17 protein-coding genes are annotated in these 17,728 nt (G+C 55.1%); 15 read left to right on the top strand and 2 right to left on the bottom strand.

The annotated features are described in order from the left end of the window. Nucleotides 1-85: 85 nt before the first annotated feature. From C7820_RS22195 to C7820_RS22145, 11 genes are all read left to right on the top strand, one after another. Complete coding sequence (locus C7820_RS22195; protein ID WP_116232892.1) at nucleotides 86-856, top strand: ABC transporter ATP-binding protein; 771 nt, start codon at nucleotides 86-88, stop codon at nucleotides 854-856. Continuing rightward, on the top strand, nucleotides 831-2,780 hold the full coding sequence (locus C7820_RS22190; protein WP_116232891.1) for an ABC transporter permease: 1,950 nt from the start codon (nucleotides 831-833) through the stop codon (nucleotides 2,778-2,780). The genes C7820_RS22195 and C7820_RS22190 overlap by 26 nt, the downstream gene beginning before the upstream one ends. A gap of 38 nt (nucleotides 2,781-2,818) precedes the next feature. Continuing rightward, complete coding sequence (locus C7820_RS22185) at nucleotides 2,819-3,439, top strand: DedA family protein (RefSeq protein WP_089549193.1); 621 nt, start codon at nucleotides 2,819-2,821, stop codon at nucleotides 3,437-3,439. Between the two features lie 31 nt (nucleotides 3,440-3,470). Beyond that, nucleotides 3,471-4,298, top strand: a complete 828-nt coding sequence (locus tag C7820_RS22180) for an undecaprenyl-diphosphate phosphatase (RefSeq protein WP_181909179.1) — start codon at nucleotides 3,471-3,473, stop codon at nucleotides 4,296-4,298. 131 nt (nucleotides 4,299-4,429) lie between these two features. Continuing rightward, nucleotides 4,430-4,900 (top strand): helix-turn-helix domain-containing protein, encoded by a 471-nt coding sequence (locus C7820_RS22175; RefSeq protein WP_116232889.1) that lies wholly within the window; start codon nucleotides 4,430-4,432, stop codon nucleotides 4,898-4,900. Beyond that, the gene (locus tag C7820_RS22170) at nucleotides 4,890-5,528 is read left to right on the top strand and encodes a PIN domain-containing protein (protein ID WP_181909158.1); all 639 of its coding nucleotides are present in this window, start codon (nucleotides 4,890-4,892) and stop codon (nucleotides 5,526-5,528) included. The genes C7820_RS22175 and C7820_RS22170 overlap by 11 nt, the downstream gene beginning before the upstream one ends. Before the next feature lie 276 nt (nucleotides 5,529-5,804). Continuing rightward, entirely contained in the window at nucleotides 5,805-6,626 is an 822-nt protein-coding gene (locus tag C7820_RS22165) for a response regulator transcription factor (protein ID WP_116232887.1), read from the top strand. 12 nt (nucleotides 6,627-6,638) lie between these two features. Continuing rightward, nucleotides 6,639-7,745: a sensor histidine kinase gene (locus C7820_RS22160; protein WP_116232886.1), complete on the top strand. Its 1,107-nt coding sequence runs from the start codon at nucleotides 6,639-6,641 to the stop codon at nucleotides 7,743-7,745. Between the two features lie 190 nt (nucleotides 7,746-7,935). Continuing rightward, nucleotides 7,936-8,871, top strand: a complete 936-nt coding sequence (locus C7820_RS22155) for an ABC transporter ATP-binding protein (protein ID WP_116232885.1) — start codon at nucleotides 7,936-7,938, stop codon at nucleotides 8,869-8,871. A gap of 28 nt (nucleotides 8,872-8,899) precedes the next feature. After that, nucleotides 8,900-10,027 carry an ABC transporter permease gene (locus tag C7820_RS22150; RefSeq protein ID WP_116232884.1) on the top strand — a complete coding sequence of 376 codons (1,128 nt, stop codon included), beginning with the start codon at nucleotides 8,900-8,902 and terminating at the stop codon, nucleotides 10,025-10,027. 1 nt (nucleotide 10,028) lies between these two features. Then, a complete protein-coding gene (locus tag C7820_RS22145) occupies nucleotides 10,029-11,180 on the top strand; it encodes an ABC transporter permease (RefSeq protein WP_116232883.1) in 1,152 nt (383 codons plus the stop codon). 60 nt (nucleotides 11,181-11,240) lie between these two features. Here the strand turns inward: C7820_RS22145 and C7820_RS22140 are convergent, their stop codons facing one another. Then, nucleotides 11,241-12,986, bottom strand: a complete 1,746-nt coding sequence (locus tag C7820_RS22140) for an alpha-glycosidase (protein ID WP_116232882.1) — start codon at nucleotides 12,984-12,986, stop codon at nucleotides 11,241-11,243. Between the two features lie 292 nt (nucleotides 12,987-13,278). Here C7820_RS22140 and C7820_RS22135 point away from each other — a divergent pair, with 292 nt between their 5' ends. Beyond that, a complete protein-coding gene (locus C7820_RS22135; protein ID WP_116232881.1) occupies nucleotides 13,279-13,953 on the top strand; it encodes a response regulator transcription factor in 675 nt (224 codons plus the stop codon). Then, nucleotides 13,950-15,380, top strand: coding sequence for a HAMP domain-containing sensor histidine kinase (locus C7820_RS22130; RefSeq protein ID WP_116232880.1), 1,431 nt, complete (start codon nucleotides 13,950-13,952; stop codon nucleotides 15,378-15,380). Before C7820_RS22135 ends, C7820_RS22130 begins: the two co-directional genes overlap by 4 nt. A 109-nt stretch (nucleotides 15,381-15,489) precedes the next feature. Here the strand turns inward: C7820_RS22130 and C7820_RS22125 are convergent, their stop codons facing one another. Beyond that, entirely contained in the window at nucleotides 15,490-15,939 is a 450-nt protein-coding gene (locus C7820_RS22125) for a GNAT family N-acetyltransferase (RefSeq protein ID WP_181909157.1), read from the bottom strand. A gap of 148 nt (nucleotides 15,940-16,087) precedes the next feature. Here C7820_RS22125 and C7820_RS22120 point away from each other — a divergent pair, with 148 nt between their 5' ends. Both C7820_RS22120 and C7820_RS22115 read left to right on the top strand, forming a co-directional pair. Continuing rightward, entirely contained in the window at nucleotides 16,088-17,008 is a 921-nt protein-coding gene (locus C7820_RS22120) for an ABC transporter ATP-binding protein (protein ID WP_397334216.1), read from the top strand. Next, nucleotides 17,008-17,727: an ABC transporter permease gene (locus C7820_RS22115; protein ID WP_116232878.1), complete on the top strand. Its 720-nt coding sequence runs from the start codon at nucleotides 17,008-17,010 to the stop codon at nucleotides 17,725-17,727. The genes C7820_RS22120 and C7820_RS22115 overlap by 1 nt, the downstream gene beginning before the upstream one ends. Nucleotide 17,728: the final 1 nt, after the last annotated feature.

Genomic DNA, 17,728 nt, shown 5'->3' with positions numbered 1-17,728 from the left:
GTAATGTTGCGCGATGGCAGGCTGAAGCAGGCACTGCCTATAATAAGCCTATGACAGGAAATCAAAGCGGAGGAGCCTGGAGCACGTGACGATTCTGGAAGTGAAGCATTTGTCAAAAATCTATGAAGGCCGCGTACCGCTGCAGGCGCTCGACCATATCCAGTTCGCGGTGTCCGCCGGCGAATTCGTGGGTGTGATGGGCCCCTCGGGGAGCGGCAAGACTACGCTGCTCAACGTGATTGCGACCATCGACGAGCCGACGGCCGGCGAAGTCTGGATTAACGGGACCAACCCGCATCAGTTGAGCCGCAAACAGACCGCGCTGTTCCGCAGGCGCGAGCTGGGCTTCGTGTTCCAGCACTTCAACCTGCTTGATACGTTGAGCGTCGGGGAGAACATCGTGCTGTCCCTGTCGCTGGACGGGGTGCCCGTCCGGGAGATGGAGCGCAGGCTGGAGGAAGTGGCGGAGAAGCTTGGCATTCGCGGAATTCTGGACAAGCGCACCTACGAGATTTCGGGGGGACAGATGCAGCGGACGGCCATCGCACGGGCGCTGATCCACCGGCCTTCGCTAATCTTGGCGGATGAGCCGACGGGCAATCTCGACTCCAAGGCGTCCAAGGACGTTATGGAGACGCTGGATCAGATGAACCGGCAGGAGCAGGCGACGGTGCTGATGGTGACCCATGATCCGGTCGCGGCAAGCTTCTGCCACCGGGTCATTTTTATCAAGGACGGCAAATTCTATAACGAAATCTATCAGGGCAGCAACCGGCAGGCGTTTTTCCAGAAAATCATCGACATGCTGTCGCTGCTGGGGGGAGACAACCGTGTCCTTTCTACAGTTCGTTTATAGAAACGTCGCCCGCAGCAAGCGGACCTATGCGGCTTATTTTCTCAGCAGCGCCTTCTCGGTCATGATCTTCTTCATCTGCGCCCTGTTCCTGTTCAGCCCCTATATCCGCGGGCAGCTGATCTATCCGATCGTAATGCAGACGATGATCACCGCCGAATGCATCATGTATCTGTTCTCCTTTTTCTTCGTGCTGTATTCGGTAGGCTCCTTTCTGACCTCGCGGAAGCGGGAGATCGGAATCCTGCTGATGCACGGGATGACCAAGGGACAGCTGAACCGGATGGTCCTGATGGAGAACATGCTGATCGGCCTCGGGGCCATCCTGACCGGTATGGCCGCCGGCCTTATCACAGGCAAGCTCTTTCTGATGATTGGCTCCCGTTCCTTCGGGATGGCGCCGATCCCGTTTTACCTGCCCTGGCAGGCGCTGGCGCTGACGGCGGGCGCATTCGTGCTGCTGTTCCTGCTGATTTCGGTCTGCACCTCCGTCATGCTCCGGAACCGGACGCTCATCGAGCTGTTTCAGTCCGGGCAAAGGCCGAAGACCCCGCCGCGGACGTCCGGCATCCAGTCGCTGCTGGCGGCCGTGCTGCTGCTTGCATCCTATGCGCTGGCCGCGACGACCACGGTGAATACGATCTACATCCGCATGCTTCCGGTCGTCATCATGACCATCGCCGGCACGTATTTCCTGTATACCCAGCTTGGCGTATGGGTCGTCCGGCTGCTGCAGAAGCGGAGGCTCTTTTTCTGGAAAAAGACGAATATCGTGACGGTCTCGAACCTGGCGTACCGGCTCAAAGACAACGCGAACATGCTGTTCATGGTGACGATCATTTCGACCGTCTCGTTCTGTGCGGTGGGTGTGTTTGCTTCCATTAATACGCTCTCCGGCCAGTTCCGGGAGGACTACCCGGCGGCGGTCAGCTATCTGTCCAAGGGCGGAAATTCTCTGGAAGCGCAGCATGTGCGGCAGCTTGAGGACGAACTTCGTGCGAAGGGGCTCCGTCCGGCGATCGTCAGCTTTCCGGTCAAAAACATCCAGGTCGGCATGCCAGCCGGAGAAGGGGACCGCGCGCTGCTTCCGGTCATCTCTTATTCCAGCTACAAGCAGGCGGTGGAAGCCGCCGGGGACAGCGACCTGGAAAAGCCGCTGGAAGGCATTGACGCCCTGGTGATGATTAGTTCCGAGCGCGACCGCACCTACACCCGGATCCGGGAGATGGAGGTCTATACGCTGGCGGAAGAGAGGCTGCAAATCCGGGAGATCGGGTATACGTCGCGGGTACCCGTGCCTGAGCATGTCCTGCGGGAGATGAAATGGAAGCGGGAGGGCGACTTCAGCGGCCTCGTGGTCAGTGACCGCCTGTTTGACCGTCTGACGTCTCCCGTGTCAGTGGACCGGTATACCGGATTATACGTGGACGATTTCGAGCGTACGCTGGGCCTCGGAGAGCGGCTCGCGCCGCGCGGCGAAGTCCGGTATGACGCCGGACAGCCGTACGCGATGACGGTGAGCGGCACGCTGTATGTGACGCAGATGACGTCTTACCGGGCGATGCTGTTTGCGGCGCTGCTGGTGGGGACGGTGTTTTTTATCGCGGCGGGCAGCTTCCTGTATTTCCGCCTCTATGCGGACCTGGACTACGACCGGCGCCAATACGACACGATTGCCAAGATGGGACTGACGGACCGGGAGCTGAACCGGATCGTAACAGGACAGCTCGCGATGCTCTTTTTCGTGCCGATATTACTAGCCGCTCTGCACAGTATTTTCGCTTTTATGGCGCTGCAAAGCTTCTATTATCTCTCCATCGCTTGGGAAATGGGGGCGGTGCTGGCGTGCTTCGTTACGGCCCAAGTGGCGTATTTTTTCTTCATCCGTTACAACTATTTGCGGAACGTAAGAAAGACCCTGATTTAACGCAGGGCTTCACTATAAACCGTATGGGAGGGAATTCCATGGAGCAGTGGATTACCAGCGTCGTGGAACAGTTCGGTTATGTCGGTATTGCGCTCATTATTGCCCTTGAAAATATATTTCCCCCGATTCCGTCGGAGCTGATCCTTACGTTCGGGGGCTTTATGACAACGAAATCGCATCTGGCCATCCCGGGCGTCATCGCGGCGGCTACAGTCGGATCCGTGATCGGAGCGGTCATTCTGTACGGCATCGGCCTGCTGCTGGATGTGAACCGCCTGGAGCGGATTGTGGCCAAATGGGGCCGCATCCTGCGGGTCAAATCATCCGATATCGCCAAGTCGGAAAAGTGGTTCAGCCGTTACGGCTACTTTACGGTGTTCTTCTGCCGGATGATTCCGCTCGTGCGGTCCCTGATCTCGATTCCGGCCGGGATGGCCCGGATGAAGTTCGGTCTGTTTCTGCTCTTTACCACCGTCGGGACGCTGATTTGGAACACGGTGCTCGTGTACTTGGGGGCGGCCCTGGGAGATTCCTGGGAGAGCATTCTGCACTATATGGACGTGTATTCGCATGCCGCATACGCCGTGATCGGCTTGGTTATTGTATGCGTGCTGTTCCTGTACCTCCGCCGCGCGCGGGGAATGCGGGTTGAAAAGTAAACTGAAGGAGTTGTGAAACGTTTTGGATTTGATGGAAATCATTAAAGCGGTGATCCTCGGGATCGTCGAAGGATTGACGGAGTTCGCCCCGGTATCGTCGACCGGGCATATGATTATCGTGGACGATATGTGGCTGAAGACCGGGGAGTTTCTGGCTTCGCCCGTAGCCAATACCTTTAAAGTCGTCATTCAGCTGGGCTCCATCCTGGCGGTGGTCGTCGTGTTCTGGAGCCGGTTTCTCGACCTGCTCGGCCTGCGGAGAAGAAAGCCGGAGGCAGGGGGCAGCCGGGCGCAGGGACGCCTGAAGCTGACCCAGGTCATCGTAGGCCTGATTCCGGCCGGCGTGCTCGGCCTGCTGTTTGATGACTATATTGACGAGCATCTGTTTTCAACGCGGACGGTGCTGATCGGGCTGGTCATCGGGGCGCTCCTGATGATCGCGGCCGACGTATGGCGGCCGAAGCGTCCGAAAGCCGAAACGGTGGACCAGATTACATACGGGCAGGCCTTTGGCATCGGACTGGTCCAGTGCCTGTCCCTGTGGCCGGGCTTCTCCCGTTCCGGTTCCACCATCTCCGGCGGGGTTCTGATGGGCATGAGCTACCGGGCGGCTTCCGACTTTACGTTTATTATGGCCGTGCCGATTATGCTCGGTGCCAGCGGGTTGTCGCTGCTGAAGAACTGGGAGTATTTTACGATGGATATGATGCCGTTTTTCTTGGCAGGCTTTATCAGCTCGTTTATCGTGGCGCTGATCGCCATCCGCTTCTTCCTGAAGCTCATCAACCGCATCAAGCTGGTACCGTTCGCCGTGTACCGGATCGTGCTGGCCGCTATTATTTTTCTCGTCATATGGTAACCGTTCGTTATAAGCCCCTCGCAGAGGGGCTTTTTTGAGATAAGAAATTATACATGGATTTACTTTTGGTTTAATGGTTTAATGAGTTTAAAGGTTTAACCGATGTGTTATAATAATGGTGGGTGATAAATATGTCTATGATTGAAAAAAATGAGCTGGTGAAGCGTTTAGAGCATATAAGCCACAATTCATACCTGCCTGAACAGGATCGAGAAACAATCAAAGATACCATCTCTGTTCTTCAGAGCATGATACAAAAGGATTTTCGGAAAACGGTCAGCTCTGTAGAGAAATTAAGGGAGACTATAAGTGGCGACTTTTACATTGTTGAGGAAGTTGCTGAGATGTTTGGCATCAGTGTGCAGAGCGTTTACAAATGGATTAAACTTGGCAAAATCCATGTTGAACAATTTGCGGCTCCTGGTGGGACAAAGTACCTGATACCCAAGGAACAATTCAAATCACCTAAGTATCAAAAGCAGATTGAATCTGTAAAACGTACCAAAGAAGCCTTGGCCCGAGTTAAACCTGTCGTTGACGAACCATCCGATCTTTACCCGGTAACGGCCGAAGATGATATGGAGGAGCTCGATGTTAAATAGGGTGATCTGCGACACGAACATTTATATCTATGCTTCCTGGGGATTTAATCCGGCTTTGGAATTGATTAATGAATTGCGTTTTGATCCGGAAGTGGAATTGCTCCTACCCACTGTCATTCAAACGGAGCTGCAGTCCATTCCACGAGCGCATAAAGACCTGGCATATCAGGAAGTCATCCATGAATTTATTCGCTATCCCAAGGAAGAAGGACTCATCATAGATATTAGCGATGAGATTGCCAAGACGGCAGCCAATCTCCGCGTAACGTGGTCTGAGGAGGTGGGGAAGAAGCTCCCCCTTCCGGACGCCGTAATTGCAGCAACAGCAATCGAAATGAATGCGCAGCTCCTGAGCAATAACGATAAGGACTTCAGCTTTGCTGTAGATCGATTTGGGCTAAAGTTTTTAAATCCTATTGATCGCACAGAATTAGAATTCTTTATGAAGGAAAACAACTTGGCAAAACCTATTAAAAATTTGCAGCAAACCTTTGAAAAGGTCTGCTCGAAAATGCATGAAGATGATCTGCGAAGACTGGCCTCTACTTTATTTAACATGGTTAATCAAGAATCCAAAAGCCAAATTTTAAGAATGGCTTTTAGTTTAAAAAGGAAAAGAGCAGAGTAACTTTTATTTATCTAGGCCTAAGCTTTTTTATGAGTCGGCTAAAGCAAAGGGACCCCTTATGAAACAGGAGGGGTTCCTTTTTTAGGCATTATCGAAAAAACTGATCTGTGTAAAATACTCCCTTCTCAGCAAGATTACAGTGCTGATCGGTCTATCTTCGCAGCTCAATCCCTAGGGAGATTTGATATGAGTTATTGTGTTCTTTGCTGATGCTTAGAAACTCCTTCCAATCCAGGCCGGCCATCAGGTACAATAGGTTCGACAAGGAGGCCTGGCATGAAAATTAGAGTGCTGATTGCGGATGATAACTCGTTTATCCGGGAAGGAATGAAGATCATCCTGAATACGTTCGGGGAGTTTGAGGTGCTGGCTACGGTGAACGATGGGCAGGAAGCGGTGGACTACTGCAGGACCCACGAGGTGGACGTGGCGCTCCTGGACGTGCGGATGCCGAATATGAACGGAGTGGAAGCGACCAAAATATTGACCGAAGAGACCGGAACCAAGCCGCTGATCCTGACGACTTTCGATGACGACGAGTACATTCTGGATGCGATCCGTTACGGCGCCAAAGGGTATCTGCTGAAGAACAACGACCCCGAGCGTATTCGGGATGCAATCAAGAGCGTGCACAGTGGCAATAATGTGCTGCAGGACGTGGTGCTGGATAAGCTGAAGTCGGTGATGGACGGACTGCCTGCGGCCCAAGGGAGACGGACGGAAACAGGCGCCAATCAGGAACATGGCGGAGCCCAGCAAGCGGGTATGCAGGAGGCTGGCGGGAAAGGAGCGTCTGCGAGCACGGGGAGTACATCTGGCCGGGGAACAGCGGGAACATCGGGCGCATCAGCGGCATCGGCGGCGCAGGCTAAAGGAGACATGTCTTCCGATTGCCCGTTTGACCGCAGCGTATTCACCGAGCGCGAGCTGGAAGTGATGTCCCTGATCGCCCAGGGGCTGTCCAACAAGGAAATATCCAAAGAGCTGTTTATTTCGGAAGGGACGACGGCCAATTATATTACATCGATCCTGAACAAAACGGCGCTGTCGCACCGCACTCAGATCGCCATCTATTATTTGACCGGCAAGGTCCGGTAGGCGGCGGATTGTATGGAACTGTGGACTGTCGGCAACAAAACGATACTACTGCTCTTTGTCGTGATCGCCACCTATTTTACGGCAGCCCAACCGGACCCGTGGATCGTGCTGCTGTTTCTCATTTACTCGGCGCTGAATCTGGTGCTGCATATCGTGAAGGGGAGCCGGTTGAAGCAGGGCGCCATCGTGATCATCGAGCTGTTTTTGATCGGCTGTGCGGTGTATCATCCCTTTTTCACGTTGCTGCTGCCCTTCGGATGTTATGAGCTGGCCACGTTTTATCCCCGGAAGAACGGGGTCGTGCTCCTCGTCATCCTCATTCCGCTGATCTTCCTGCGGGATTCGATGATGGTTCTGTATATGTTCGTGGCCGCGCTGAGCTATTTCAATTATGTGCTGGTCCGGCAGTATATGGGCAGGATCGTCCGCCAGGAAGACGAAAACGAGCTGATACGCAAGGATATGCACCGGCTGGCGCGGAGCTTGAACGAAAACAGGGACTTCGCCAGGGCCTCGGAATATATGGTGAAGCTGGAGGAACGCAGCCGGTTAACCCAGCAGATTCATGACGGGATCGGGCATGCCATGACCGGGGCTCTGATCCAGATGGAGGCCGCCAAGCGGCTGCTGCACAGCGACCCCCATACCGCGGAGAATCTCCTCCAGAACGCCATCGGCATCTCGAAGGAAGCTATCGAGGAAATCCGCCTCACACTGAAGAACAACAAACCCCCTGTGGAACAGCTCGGACTAAGCCGCCTGAAAACGGCGGTTGAAGCCTTTAGCGGCAAAACGGGGATGATGACCTCTGTCGTTCATGACGGGAACATGGAAATCATCACCCCTCTCCAATGGAAGATCATCTATGAAAATGTGACCGAGGCGCTGACCAACAGCGCCAAGTATTCCGGGGCTACGTCGGTGCATGTGGAAATTCGCGTGCTGAACCGCTTCATCAAAGCGGTCGTCTCCGATAACGGCCAAGGCTCGTCCAAGATCGTTAAAGGCCTGGGCCTGATCGGCATGGAAGAGCGGACGGCATCCGTGAACGGCACGGTCATCGCCGACGGCTCCCAGGGCTTCACGGTCACCACGCTGATTCCGTACGGCAGGGAATGATAAATTTCATATGATAGGTCATGCCCCCACGGCAAAGACATGAATTTTCTCATGGATCTAGGATGAACTTATGCACTGACATAAGGTCATCCTTTTTTATTAAGATAAGAGCATCAAGACAGATGGAGCGAGCGAGATGCATACCGCCCTGTCGATCTGTTAAAAGGACAACGAAACGGAGTGGGATGAAATGAACGTGCTCGATATTCGGGGGCTGACCAAAAAATTCGGCGAATTCGTCGCCGTGGACAATATGTCGCTGACGGTAAGGGAAGGGGAGATTTTTGGCTTTCTCGGGGCCAACGGCGCCGGCAAAAGCACAACGATCAATATGGTATCGTCACTGCTGCGCCCAAGCAGCGGGGAAATCCGGATTTTGGACCGGGACATCACAAAGCAGAGCCGGTTCGCCAAGCTGAACTTGGGCATCGTGCCGCAGGATCTGGCGATCTATGAAGATATGACGGCCTATGAGAACGTGAGCTTCTTTGCCGGATTGTACGGTCTGCGCGGCACCCAGCTCAAAGAACGGACGGAGGAAGCGCTCGAATTTGTCGGCCTCAGCGACAAGGCGAAGAGCCTGCCGAAGAACTTCTCAGGCGGGATGAAGCGGCGCTTGAACATCGCCTGCGCGATCGCTCATAAGCCGAAGCTTATTATTATGGATGAGCCGACGGTCGGCATCGATCCCCAGTCGCGGAACTATATCCTGACCTCGGTGCGGAATTTGAATGAATCGGGCTGCACGATTATTTATACGAGTCACTATATGGAAGAAGTCGAGGAAATCTGCTCGCGGATCGCCATTGTGGATCATGGCAAAATCATCGCCGAGGGCACGAAGGAGCAGCTGAAATCAACGATTACCGACGTGAAAGACATCCGCATCGAAGTGAAATCGGCGCAGCCTGCGGCGGCAGGGGCGCTCAAAGCGATTCCGGGCGTGCGGACGGTGCTGCAGGAAGAGAACGTGATCCGGATTCACAGCGACGCGGCGGTCGACAACCTGAACCGGATCCTGAAGCAGCTCATGGATGACGGGATGGAAATCCGCTCGGTGGAAGAGAAGGAGCCCAATCTGGAGACGGTGTTTCTGACCTTGACCGGGAGAAATTTACGGGATTAATCGCTTAAGCGGGGAGGAGGTTCATGAGGTGAATATTTTATCGATTGCATTTAAAGAAATCAAACAGGATTTCCGGGATCGGCGCACACTGATTTTTATGCTTGGCTTTCCGATCATTCTGATGCTGATTCTAGGTCTGGCTCTGACGAACGCATTCAGCGGCGATTTGAGCGTCGGTGACCTGAAGGTGGTCGTGAAGGACACCACCGGAGGAGGACCGCTGTCCGAAGCGTTTGCTGCCTTTACCAAGGAGGCCGGAAAATCGGGCATCACGTTTGATACGCTCCCGGCGGGGAAGAACGGCCGGACCGAAGTGGAGAACAACCGCTACGTGGATTATGTGGAGCTGAGCGGGCAGGGGATTTCCCTCTACGGCAGCAGCCGCAGTACGATTGAGAGCAATATCGTGCAGGGGATGCTGACGTCCTTTGCCGATAAGTACAATGCGGCTGCGGCGGTTGCGCAGACCGAGCCTGCACAGGTTCAGGCGGTGTTTGCGGGCGGAGCCGGGTCGGACTACATCAAGGAACTGTCGATCAACGCGAACCGGACGCCGGGGTCCATTGATTACTACGCGCTGGCCCTGACGGTAATGGTTGGCCTGTGGGCGGCCATGCCGGCCGGGGGGCTGATCCAAAGAGAGATCGGGCGCGGAACGGCGGTGCGGCTGGTGACGGCGCCGGTACGCAAAAGCGAGATATTTGCCGGCAAGGTGCTGGGCGGCATCGTGACCAACTTTCTGTTCGTGATCGTCATTATCGTCTTCAGCAAGTACGTCTTCAAGGCGTATTGGGGAGAGCATATGGGCATCGTCCTGATCGTGCTGCTGTCGGAAGTCATCATGGCGCTGAGCCTGGGTCTTGCCTTCAGTTATCTGCTCAAAGGCAGTGCATCGCGGGGCATTATCTCTCTGATCGTTCAGCTGATGTCCTTCTTTGGGGGAGCGTACTTTCCGATCGGTGACGAAGCCGGGGGAGGCATCATGGGCTTTCTCGTGAATTTGTCTCCGATCCGCTGGGGAAATCATGGATTGACCCAAGTGATTTACGGAAACGACGTATCCGCTGCCTGGCCGGCGGTGGGACTGTATATCGGCTTTGCGATACTGTTTCTGGGCGCATCCATCGCCGTCATGAGACGCAGGGAGGGATTGTAACATGTGGAAGGATATCTGGTTTTTGGTGATCCGGACACTCCGGGCCACATTTCGCAAACGCAGCACGATGATTCTGTACTTCGGGCTGCCGATCGCCGGCATCTTGGCTTCCTTGCTGCTCTATGGATCGCAGGGAGCAACGGAGCTTCGGGTAGGCGTTGTCAACGGGGATGACGGGCAAACCATCGCGGCCGATACGGTTCAGTTTGTTCAAGGTCTGGACCATGTCAAGGTCGTGAACGTGACGCAGCAGGAGCTGCAGGATCAGCTTGCCGCAAGCGATCTCGACAGCGGGCTGATCATCGAGTCCGGCTACTCGGAGAGCGTTCGGAGCGGCAGCCCGGACCATATCGCGATTCAGTCGGTGAAGGGCGCCCAGGTAACGGCGTATATGAAATCTATGCTGTACGGATATATCGACAACGTGGCGGCCATGGGCAGAATTTCAGCCGGGAACGACGCGAAGTTCCAGCAGCTGTATGACCGCTACCGTTCGGCGGACTTCAAGGTCACCTCCGAGTCTGTCAATGACACGTCGACCACGAAGGAGATGTCCTACCAGTCCATCGGCTTTCTGCTGATGTTTATGATGACTTCGGCTGTGAGCTTGTCGGAGCTCATTCTGAAAAACCGGGAGAACCGCACGTACTTCCGGGTGCTGTCTTCGCCGATTAACGCCAGGACGTACGTCATGGCCAACATCTTGATGAATCTGATCGTCATGCTGGCGCAGATCGTGATTGTCCTGTTCTTTATGCGCGTCGTGTTCCGGATCGATCCGGGCATGCCGGTGGCGCAGATGTTCGGCATCCTGCTGCTGTTCTCCTTGGTATCGGTGAGCATCTCCCTGGCGATCGTGGCTTTCTCGAAGAGCACCGCCATGGCCGGCGCACTTTCGAACCTGATCGTCACACCGACCTGCCTGCTCTCCGGCTGCTTCTTCCCGATCAGCATCATGCCGGATGCAATCCGCCGGGTGTCCGACTTCCTGCCCCAGAACTGGGTGCTGCAGTCGATCGAGAAGCTGCAGTCCGGCGAAGGCTTCGCCGGCGTATGGTTTAACCTGTCGATCCTGTTTGCCTTCGCGGTGGTATTTTTCCTCATCGCGACCTACAAGTTCGGCAGAAATAACGATACGCGTAACTTTGTGTAAAACTAAGCATATGGAGAAAAATAAGGGCCCCCTGGTACGAAACCTGGGGGCCCTTGCTTCTTATTTATCCGCTTTAAGCATGGCGCAGCCGTATGCCGGCAGCTTTACTTCAAGCTTGCCCTGGCGGGCAGACGCAGTTTGGCCTGTGCGGATATCCGTCCAGCTTGATTCCTCCACGTCGACCGAGAGGGTGTCCTCTTGGGCCGAATTGTTCATGAGAATGACGATCTTGTCGTTCTCGTCCTCGCGGGAGTAAGCCAGCTGCTTGCTTCCTTCCTCCGCGGACAGGAACGTCAGTCTTCCGGTGCGGAGCGCACCGTACTGATGGCGCAGAGCGATCAGGTCCTTATAGAACGCCAGCAGGTCCTGGTCCTGCTTGGCAGCATCCCACTGCATGCACTGGCGGCATTCCGGGTCCTGACCGCCGCTGAGGCCGACCTCATCCCCGTAGAAAATGCACGGGGTTCCGGGGAACGTGAACTGGAACTGGGCGGCCAGCTTCATTTTATCCTTGTTCCCTTTGCATTTGGTCAGCAGGCGCGGCGTATCATGGCTGTCCAGCAGGTTGAACGCCACTTCGTTCGCTTGGCGCGGATAGCGGGAGAGCTGCTTGCCGATCGCATTGGCGAATCCTTCGGCATCCGTAATTCCGTCGACAAAGAAATCGAGCGCCGCGTTGGTGAACGGGTAGTTCATGACGGCGTCGAACTGGTCGCCCTGCAGCCAAGGTGAGGACTCGTGCCAGATTTCGCCGAGAATATAGGCGTCCGGTTTAGCCTGTTTTACGACCTGGCGGAACTCGCGCCAGAACTGATGGTCAACCTCGTTGGCCACGTCCAGGCGCCAGCCGTCGATGTCGGCTTCTTTGATCCAGTATTCCGCGACCTTCAGGAGGTACTCCTTCACTTCAGGGTTTTCGGTATTCAATTTCGGCATGAGCGGCTCAAAAGCAAACGTGTCGTAGCTCGGTACGCCGTCCTCCACGCCGATCGGGAACTTGCGGATGTGGAACCAGTCCTTGTAGCGCGACTGCTCTCCTTTTTCCCGAAGGTCCAGGAAAGGGGCGAACGTCCGGCCGGAGTGGTTGAACACCGCATCCAGCAGCACGCGGATGCCCCGCTCGTGGCAGGCGGCCACGACCTTCTTCAGCAGCTCCATATCCCCGAATTGGGGGTCGATCGTTAAGTAATCTTCGGTATCGTATTTATGGTTGGTCGTCGCCTTGAAAATCGGCGTAAAATAAATTGCATTGATGCCCAGCTCGCTTAAATGATCCAGGTGGTCAAGCACCCCCTGCAGATCCCCGCCGAAGAAGTTGTCCCGCTCAGGCTCGCCGCCCCAGGGCAGCGTTCCTTTCGGATCCAGCGACGGATCGCCGTTTGCGAAGCGCTCAGGGAAAATTTGATAAAAGACCGCGTCCTTCACCCATGCCGGCACAGTGAAAATATCGACCGGGTTGATGAAAGGATACTCGAACAAACGGTCCGGCGTCTCTGGCGGCTCCGGAAGGAAATCGTATTCGGTCATCCAGTACTTTTCCTTGCCGTCCTCGAGCAGAAATCCGTATTTCAGCCGGCGGTAGGGAGGCGTCACTTCGCATTCCCAGTAATCAAACAGTTCGTCGGAAACCAGCTTGATCATCGGGATATACTCCATCGACTCATCCCAAATGTACTTGTCGCCGGCCATGGCCGATACCGAGGTCACGTCGTCTCGTTTGGTGCGGATTCTCAGGTGGATGGTACGTCCGTCATAGGCATAACACCAGTTAAGTTTGGGGCGGTGGTACACAGCTTCCAGCAGCATCTCATTTTCCTCCTCACGCAAAAAAGGCACAACCAGGGTCCACATACTTCAGCCCGAGGTTGTACCTTCATTTAGGGTAACATAGCCTTTAAATTGGAATGCTGAGAACATCGGTTAAGGAAACGTCCGTGCTCAGGTAGCTAAAATATAGCATGATTCCTTCTGGGCTTCAACCTGTAAAATTGTGCGGCCGATCAGTGAACGCTCCTCCTCTTCCAGCGAAATAAGGTATAATCACAATGAAATTACCTTGGATGCTAATGCCTGAAACAGACAGAAAGGAACGATATCATTGAACGTATCATTGTTATATATCGAAGACGACGCCGAGATCGGCGAATGGGTCTGCCGGGACCTGACTGAACGCGGATATCAGGTGGAATGGCAGCGCAGCGGCGAAAGGGCCGCGGAGCTTGCGGGCAACTGCAAGCTGGTTATTCTCGATGTCATGCTGCCGGGCCTGGATGGATTTACGGTGGGACAAAGGCTGAAAAAGGCGTACCCGGAGCTGCCGATTCTGATGCTGTCCGCGCGGACGTCCATCGACGACAAGCTGGAAGGGCTGCAGTTTGCCGACGATTACCTCACGAAGCCTTTTCATCCTGATGAGCTGGCGGCCCGCATCGAGGTGCTGCTCCGCCGGTCGGGATCAGTCGCCTCGGATGTGCTGGAACTGAAGCACTTGACGGTACACGAGCGGGAGAACCGGATCATGAACCGTGAGACTGGGGAGGAGATCATCCTGACCGGCAAGCAGTACCAAATTTTCAAGTTTATGCTCCGGCATTTGGGCCAGATCCTGACCAAAGAGCAGATTTATGAGGGCGTGTGGGGCGAGCCTTATTTCGACGGAGACAAAACGCTGATGGTGCACATCCGTTATCTCCGCGAGAAGCTGGAACGTGACCCGGCCGCGCCCGAAATCATTGAAACGATCCGCGGTGTTGGCTACCGCATCAAGGCATGAAGACGGGCAGAAGCGGAAAGTTCCGCGGTTCGCTGCTGTCGAGATACCTTTTAATTATGGTCATCGCGCTGCTTTTTATTCCGGTGGTGTTTCCTGCGGCGCTGATCGGATATCAGCTCGTCAACTTGAATATCATCGATCCGCTGTTTCCCTCGGAGCCGAAGCAGGAGAATCCATACACCGGCTTACGTCTCGAGAGAACATGGCATCAGGAAGCCAAGAAATTGAAGGACAAAACTCCGGCACAGATCGATGCCAGGCTTAAAACGCTGAGCCAAGAGTATAACAAGGCGGCCGTGTTCTGGGTCGACGGACAGGGCAAGCTCCGGGAGCCGGGGGGCAGCAAGCTGGATCTTCCGAAGCAGTGGAGCGCGTCGGATGCGATGGCTTTTATGAAGAAGTACCGGGAATCCTACGGGAAGTTTACGGTGGTTGCTTTTATCGGGGATGCAGAGTCTCTGGGCAAGGGGTTTATGGTCATCGAGGTGCCGAAGGAAGTGCAGAGCACCCGCAGCGACTCGGTGTCAGACCGGACGTTTTACTTCGTTTATGTACTTATTCTACTTATGTTTCTGGCCTTTGTCGCCGTCTCATGGATGTTCTTCGTGAACATGAGAAGGCGGCTGCTGAGCCTGCAGCATGCCATGACGGTGCAGGGTCAGAACGGACTGCCGGAGCCGATCCAGGTCAAAAGGGAGGATGAAATCGGACAGCTGGAAAACGCATTTAACGGGATGGTGGCCAAGCTGGGCCGAAGTTTAAAGCGCGAACGGGAAGAGGAGGAGCTGCGCAAGCGGCTGATCGCCAACCTGTCGCATGACCTGCGTACACCGCTGACCGTTATCCGTGGCCATGTCCATACGCTGCAAAAAGAGCCCTTGTCCGATCGGGGACAGGAGCTGCTGAAGCTGACCGAAGCCAAGCTCGGTGATTTGGGAGCGCTGATCGATAACCTGCTGTCGTATAATCTCCTGACGAGCGGCAGGTACACCCTGCAGCCGGTGCAGGCGGACGTGCTCCGGATCGTGAGGGAAAGCGCGGCCGCCTGGTATCCGCTGTGGGAAAAGGAGGGCTTTGAAGTGGATGTCTCGCTGCAGGAAGAGCCGCTGTGGTGGCTTGTCGATATCCAGTGGTTCCGGCGGATTCTGGACAATCTGTTCCAGAACGTGCTGAGGCACGCTCATTCCGGATTGTATATCGGCATCGCTACGGAGGCAGCCGGGGGCAGGACGGCCATTGTCATTTCCGATCGCGGCCAGGGCATGCAGTCGTCTTCCGGCGGCAAGGGTGCCGGGATCGGCCTAGCGATCGTTGGCTTCCTGACGCGGGAGATGGGGCTGTCCATGCTGATCGAGGGCGGTTCGCAGGGGACAAGGGTTTTGCTGTACCCTGCGGGCTCGGAGAAACCGGGGCTGATGATCAAGTGAAGCCTTGGTTTTGACCATAGAAAACTGCACCCCCTTGTTAGCCGAAGCCTAACAAGGGGGTGCAGTTTAATCCGAGCGGTTTTCTGTATACTTTCACGTGATGAATATTTCAGCAGTTAAAGGATTTGATGAAGTTTTTCTGATCCTTGGTGAACACGTATCCACGGCGTTCGTAGAATCGGTGGGCCTGGACGCGGCTCGGATGGGACAGCAGCTTGACTCCGGAAAACCCGTGGCTTCTCCCCCACTGTTCCAGATGGCTGATCAGCATACTGCCGACCCCTTGATTCCGGTGCGACTTTTTTACGACAAACCCTAGAACGTTGATCAGGGAGTCGGAAAAGAGCAGCTCATAAGGACTGCCGTGAATGTATCCGACGACTTCTTCATTTTGCTCGCACACAAAAATGACATCCTTCGTCTGAGCCGTGATGGCTTCAATCCTCTTCTTCACCCGGTCTTCGGTAAACAACCGCAGATCCGGGTTAAAATCCTGATTCAATACGTAAATATCGCGGTAATCTGCTGCTTCAATCTGCCTAACCGTGCAATCCGTCAATGTTACGCCTCCAATCGTCAAGAGATGACAAGTTTCTCTCATTTATGGTAGAGGCTGGCGCGGATTTTGGCAATGGAGTTTTAAACGAAATTTAAACTTGGAGCAGCCTGTCTTTTAACCTTGGCCCGGTAAGATGGGTATCGAGGTGATGATCGTGAGTGAACTCGTGATACAGACGAGAAATTTGAACAAAAAATACCGCGGCCGCTATGCCGTACGCAATTTGGATTTGGAAATCGCCAAGGGGGAAATTTACGGTTTTCTCGGACCGAACGGGGCCGGGAAGACGACGACGATCCGGATGCTGCTCGGCCTGATTCGCCCGACCGTGGGCTCGATCCAGATTTTCGGCAAGGACCTGAGGAAGGATAAAATGAACATCCTGCGCAAGGTCGGTTCGCTGGTCGAATATCCTTCGAACTACGGCCATCTGACGGCCGTGCAAAATCTGGAGGCGATCCGGCGCATCCTCGATGTGCCGAAGACGCGCATCCACGAAGTGCTGGACATCGTGTCCCTCACGAAGGACGCGAAGCGCCCCGTCAAAGGGTATTCGCTAGGGATGAAGCAGCGGCTGGGCATTGCCGCCGCTCTGCTCGGAAGTCCGGAGCTGCTGATTCTGGACGAGCCGACCAACGGGCTGGATCCGGCCGGGATCCACGAAATACGCGAGCTGATCCGCAGCATGCCGAAGCAGCACGGGATTACCGTGCTCGTCTCGAGCCACCTTCTTTCCGAGGTCGAGCAAATGGCCGGGACCGTCGGCATTATCCGCGAAGGGGAAATGGTGTTCCAGGATACGATCGACAACCTGAAGCAGCAAGCCTCAGGCGGATTCCGCCTGGTCGTATCGGAGCCGCAGGAGGCGCTGGTTCACCTGATCGGCCAAGGCTATACCGGCCGGATGGAAGACGGGGCGATCAAGCTGGACCAGCTGAGCGATCCGGAAGTGGCGCTGCTCGTCAAGCGCCTCGTAGACAATAACCATGCGATTTACCGGGTGGAAGAGAAGCGCCGGTCGCTGGAGGATATCTTCATGCAGGTGATCGAGCAAGGGGGATTCTCATGATGGTGGCGCGCGCGCTGTCGGCCGATTTTCTGAAAATGCGCCGCAAAGGGATCTGGCTCCTCGTTATTCTGGGCTCGGTGGGACTGCTGGCGATGCAGGGGCTGAATTTCGGCCTCCGGTACGACTACCTGCTGCAGCGCTACCAGGATGATCCGTGGGCCGGGTTGATCGGGGAGATCTTCTCGTTCGTGCCGATCGCCCTGTTCCTGGGCACGACGCTGATCGCTTCGCAAATTGCCAACGTCGAGCATGGCAGCAACTCCTGGAAGCAGCTGCTGGCATTACCGATTTCGCGGGGTTCGGTGTTTACGGCCAAATATCTGCTGGGGATCATTGCCCTGGCGGTATCCTGCCTGATTTTGTCCTGCGGAACCGTCGTCCTGGGACTGGCCCTCAAATTCAGTCCGGACCATATTCCGTATTTGACGATTCTGAAGCTTAGCTTTGTGCCTTTCCTGGCGTCGCTGCCGCTGTTTGCCCTGGAGCTGTGGCTGTCCCTGACGTTTAAAAATCAGGCGCTGCCGATCATGCTCGGCATTACCGCCGCCATCGCTTCGCTGTTCGCGGGGAATTACCCGGAATGGTTCCCGCTGGCCTGGCCCCTGCTGTCGTTCTATGGAAAGGCGTCTCCGGCCCTGCCGGTAGGCGGAGGCATCATTTTGGCATTTATCATTTATTTGGTGGGCATGGGGCAATTCCGCGGAAAGGATGTGGACTAGA

It is taken from the genome of Paenibacillus sp. VMFN-D1, from assembly GCF_003386155.1.
In the GTDB taxonomy this organism is placed as follows: Bacteria; Bacillota; Bacilli; order Paenibacillales; family Paenibacillaceae; genus Paenibacillus_AQ; species Paenibacillus_AQ favisporus.
The sequence above is the reverse complement of the archived record's forward strand: the minus strand, read 5'-3'. Positions and strand labels throughout refer to the sequence as shown.

Bases quoted from the DNA above. Each gene is read 5' to 3' on its own strand.
- C7820_RS22115 (WP_116232878.1), top strand. From the start codon at position 17,008: ATGGTGGCGCGCGCGCTGTCGGCCGATTTTCTGAAAATGCGCCGCAAA.
- C7820_RS22120 (WP_397334216.1), top strand. From the start codon at position 16,088: ATGATCGTGAGTGAACTCGTGATACAGACGAGAAATTTGAACAAAAAA.
- C7820_RS22130 (WP_116232880.1), top strand. From the start codon at position 13,950: ATGAAGACGGGCAGAAGCGGAAAGTTCCGCGGTTCGCTGCTGTCGAGA.
- C7820_RS22155 (WP_116232885.1), top strand. From the start codon at position 7,936: ATGAACGTGCTCGATATTCGGGGGCTGACCAAAAAATTCGGCGAATTC.
- C7820_RS22165 (WP_116232887.1), top strand. From the start codon at position 5,805: ATGAAAATTAGAGTGCTGATTGCGGATGATAACTCGTTTATCCGGGAA.
- C7820_RS22140 (WP_116232882.1), bottom strand. From the start codon at position 12,986: ATGCTGCTGGAAGCTGTGTACCACCGCCCCAAACTTAACTGGTGTTAT.
- C7820_RS22145 (WP_116232883.1), top strand. From the start codon at position 10,029: ATGTGGAAGGATATCTGGTTTTTGGTGATCCGGACACTCCGGGCCACA.
- C7820_RS22180 (WP_181909179.1), top strand. From the start codon at position 3,471: ATGGAAATCATTAAAGCGGTGATCCTCGGGATCGTCGAAGGATTGACG.
- C7820_RS22185 (WP_089549193.1), top strand. From the start codon at position 2,819: ATGGAGCAGTGGATTACCAGCGTCGTGGAACAGTTCGGTTATGTCGGT.
- C7820_RS22175 (WP_116232889.1), top strand. From the start codon at position 4,430: ATGTCTATGATTGAAAAAAATGAGCTGGTGAAGCGTTTAGAGCATATA.
- C7820_RS22160 (WP_116232886.1), top strand. From the start codon at position 6,639: ATGGAACTGTGGACTGTCGGCAACAAAACGATACTACTGCTCTTTGTC.
- C7820_RS22170 (WP_181909158.1), top strand. From the start codon at position 4,890: ATGTTAAATAGGGTGATCTGCGACACGAACATTTATATCTATGCTTCC.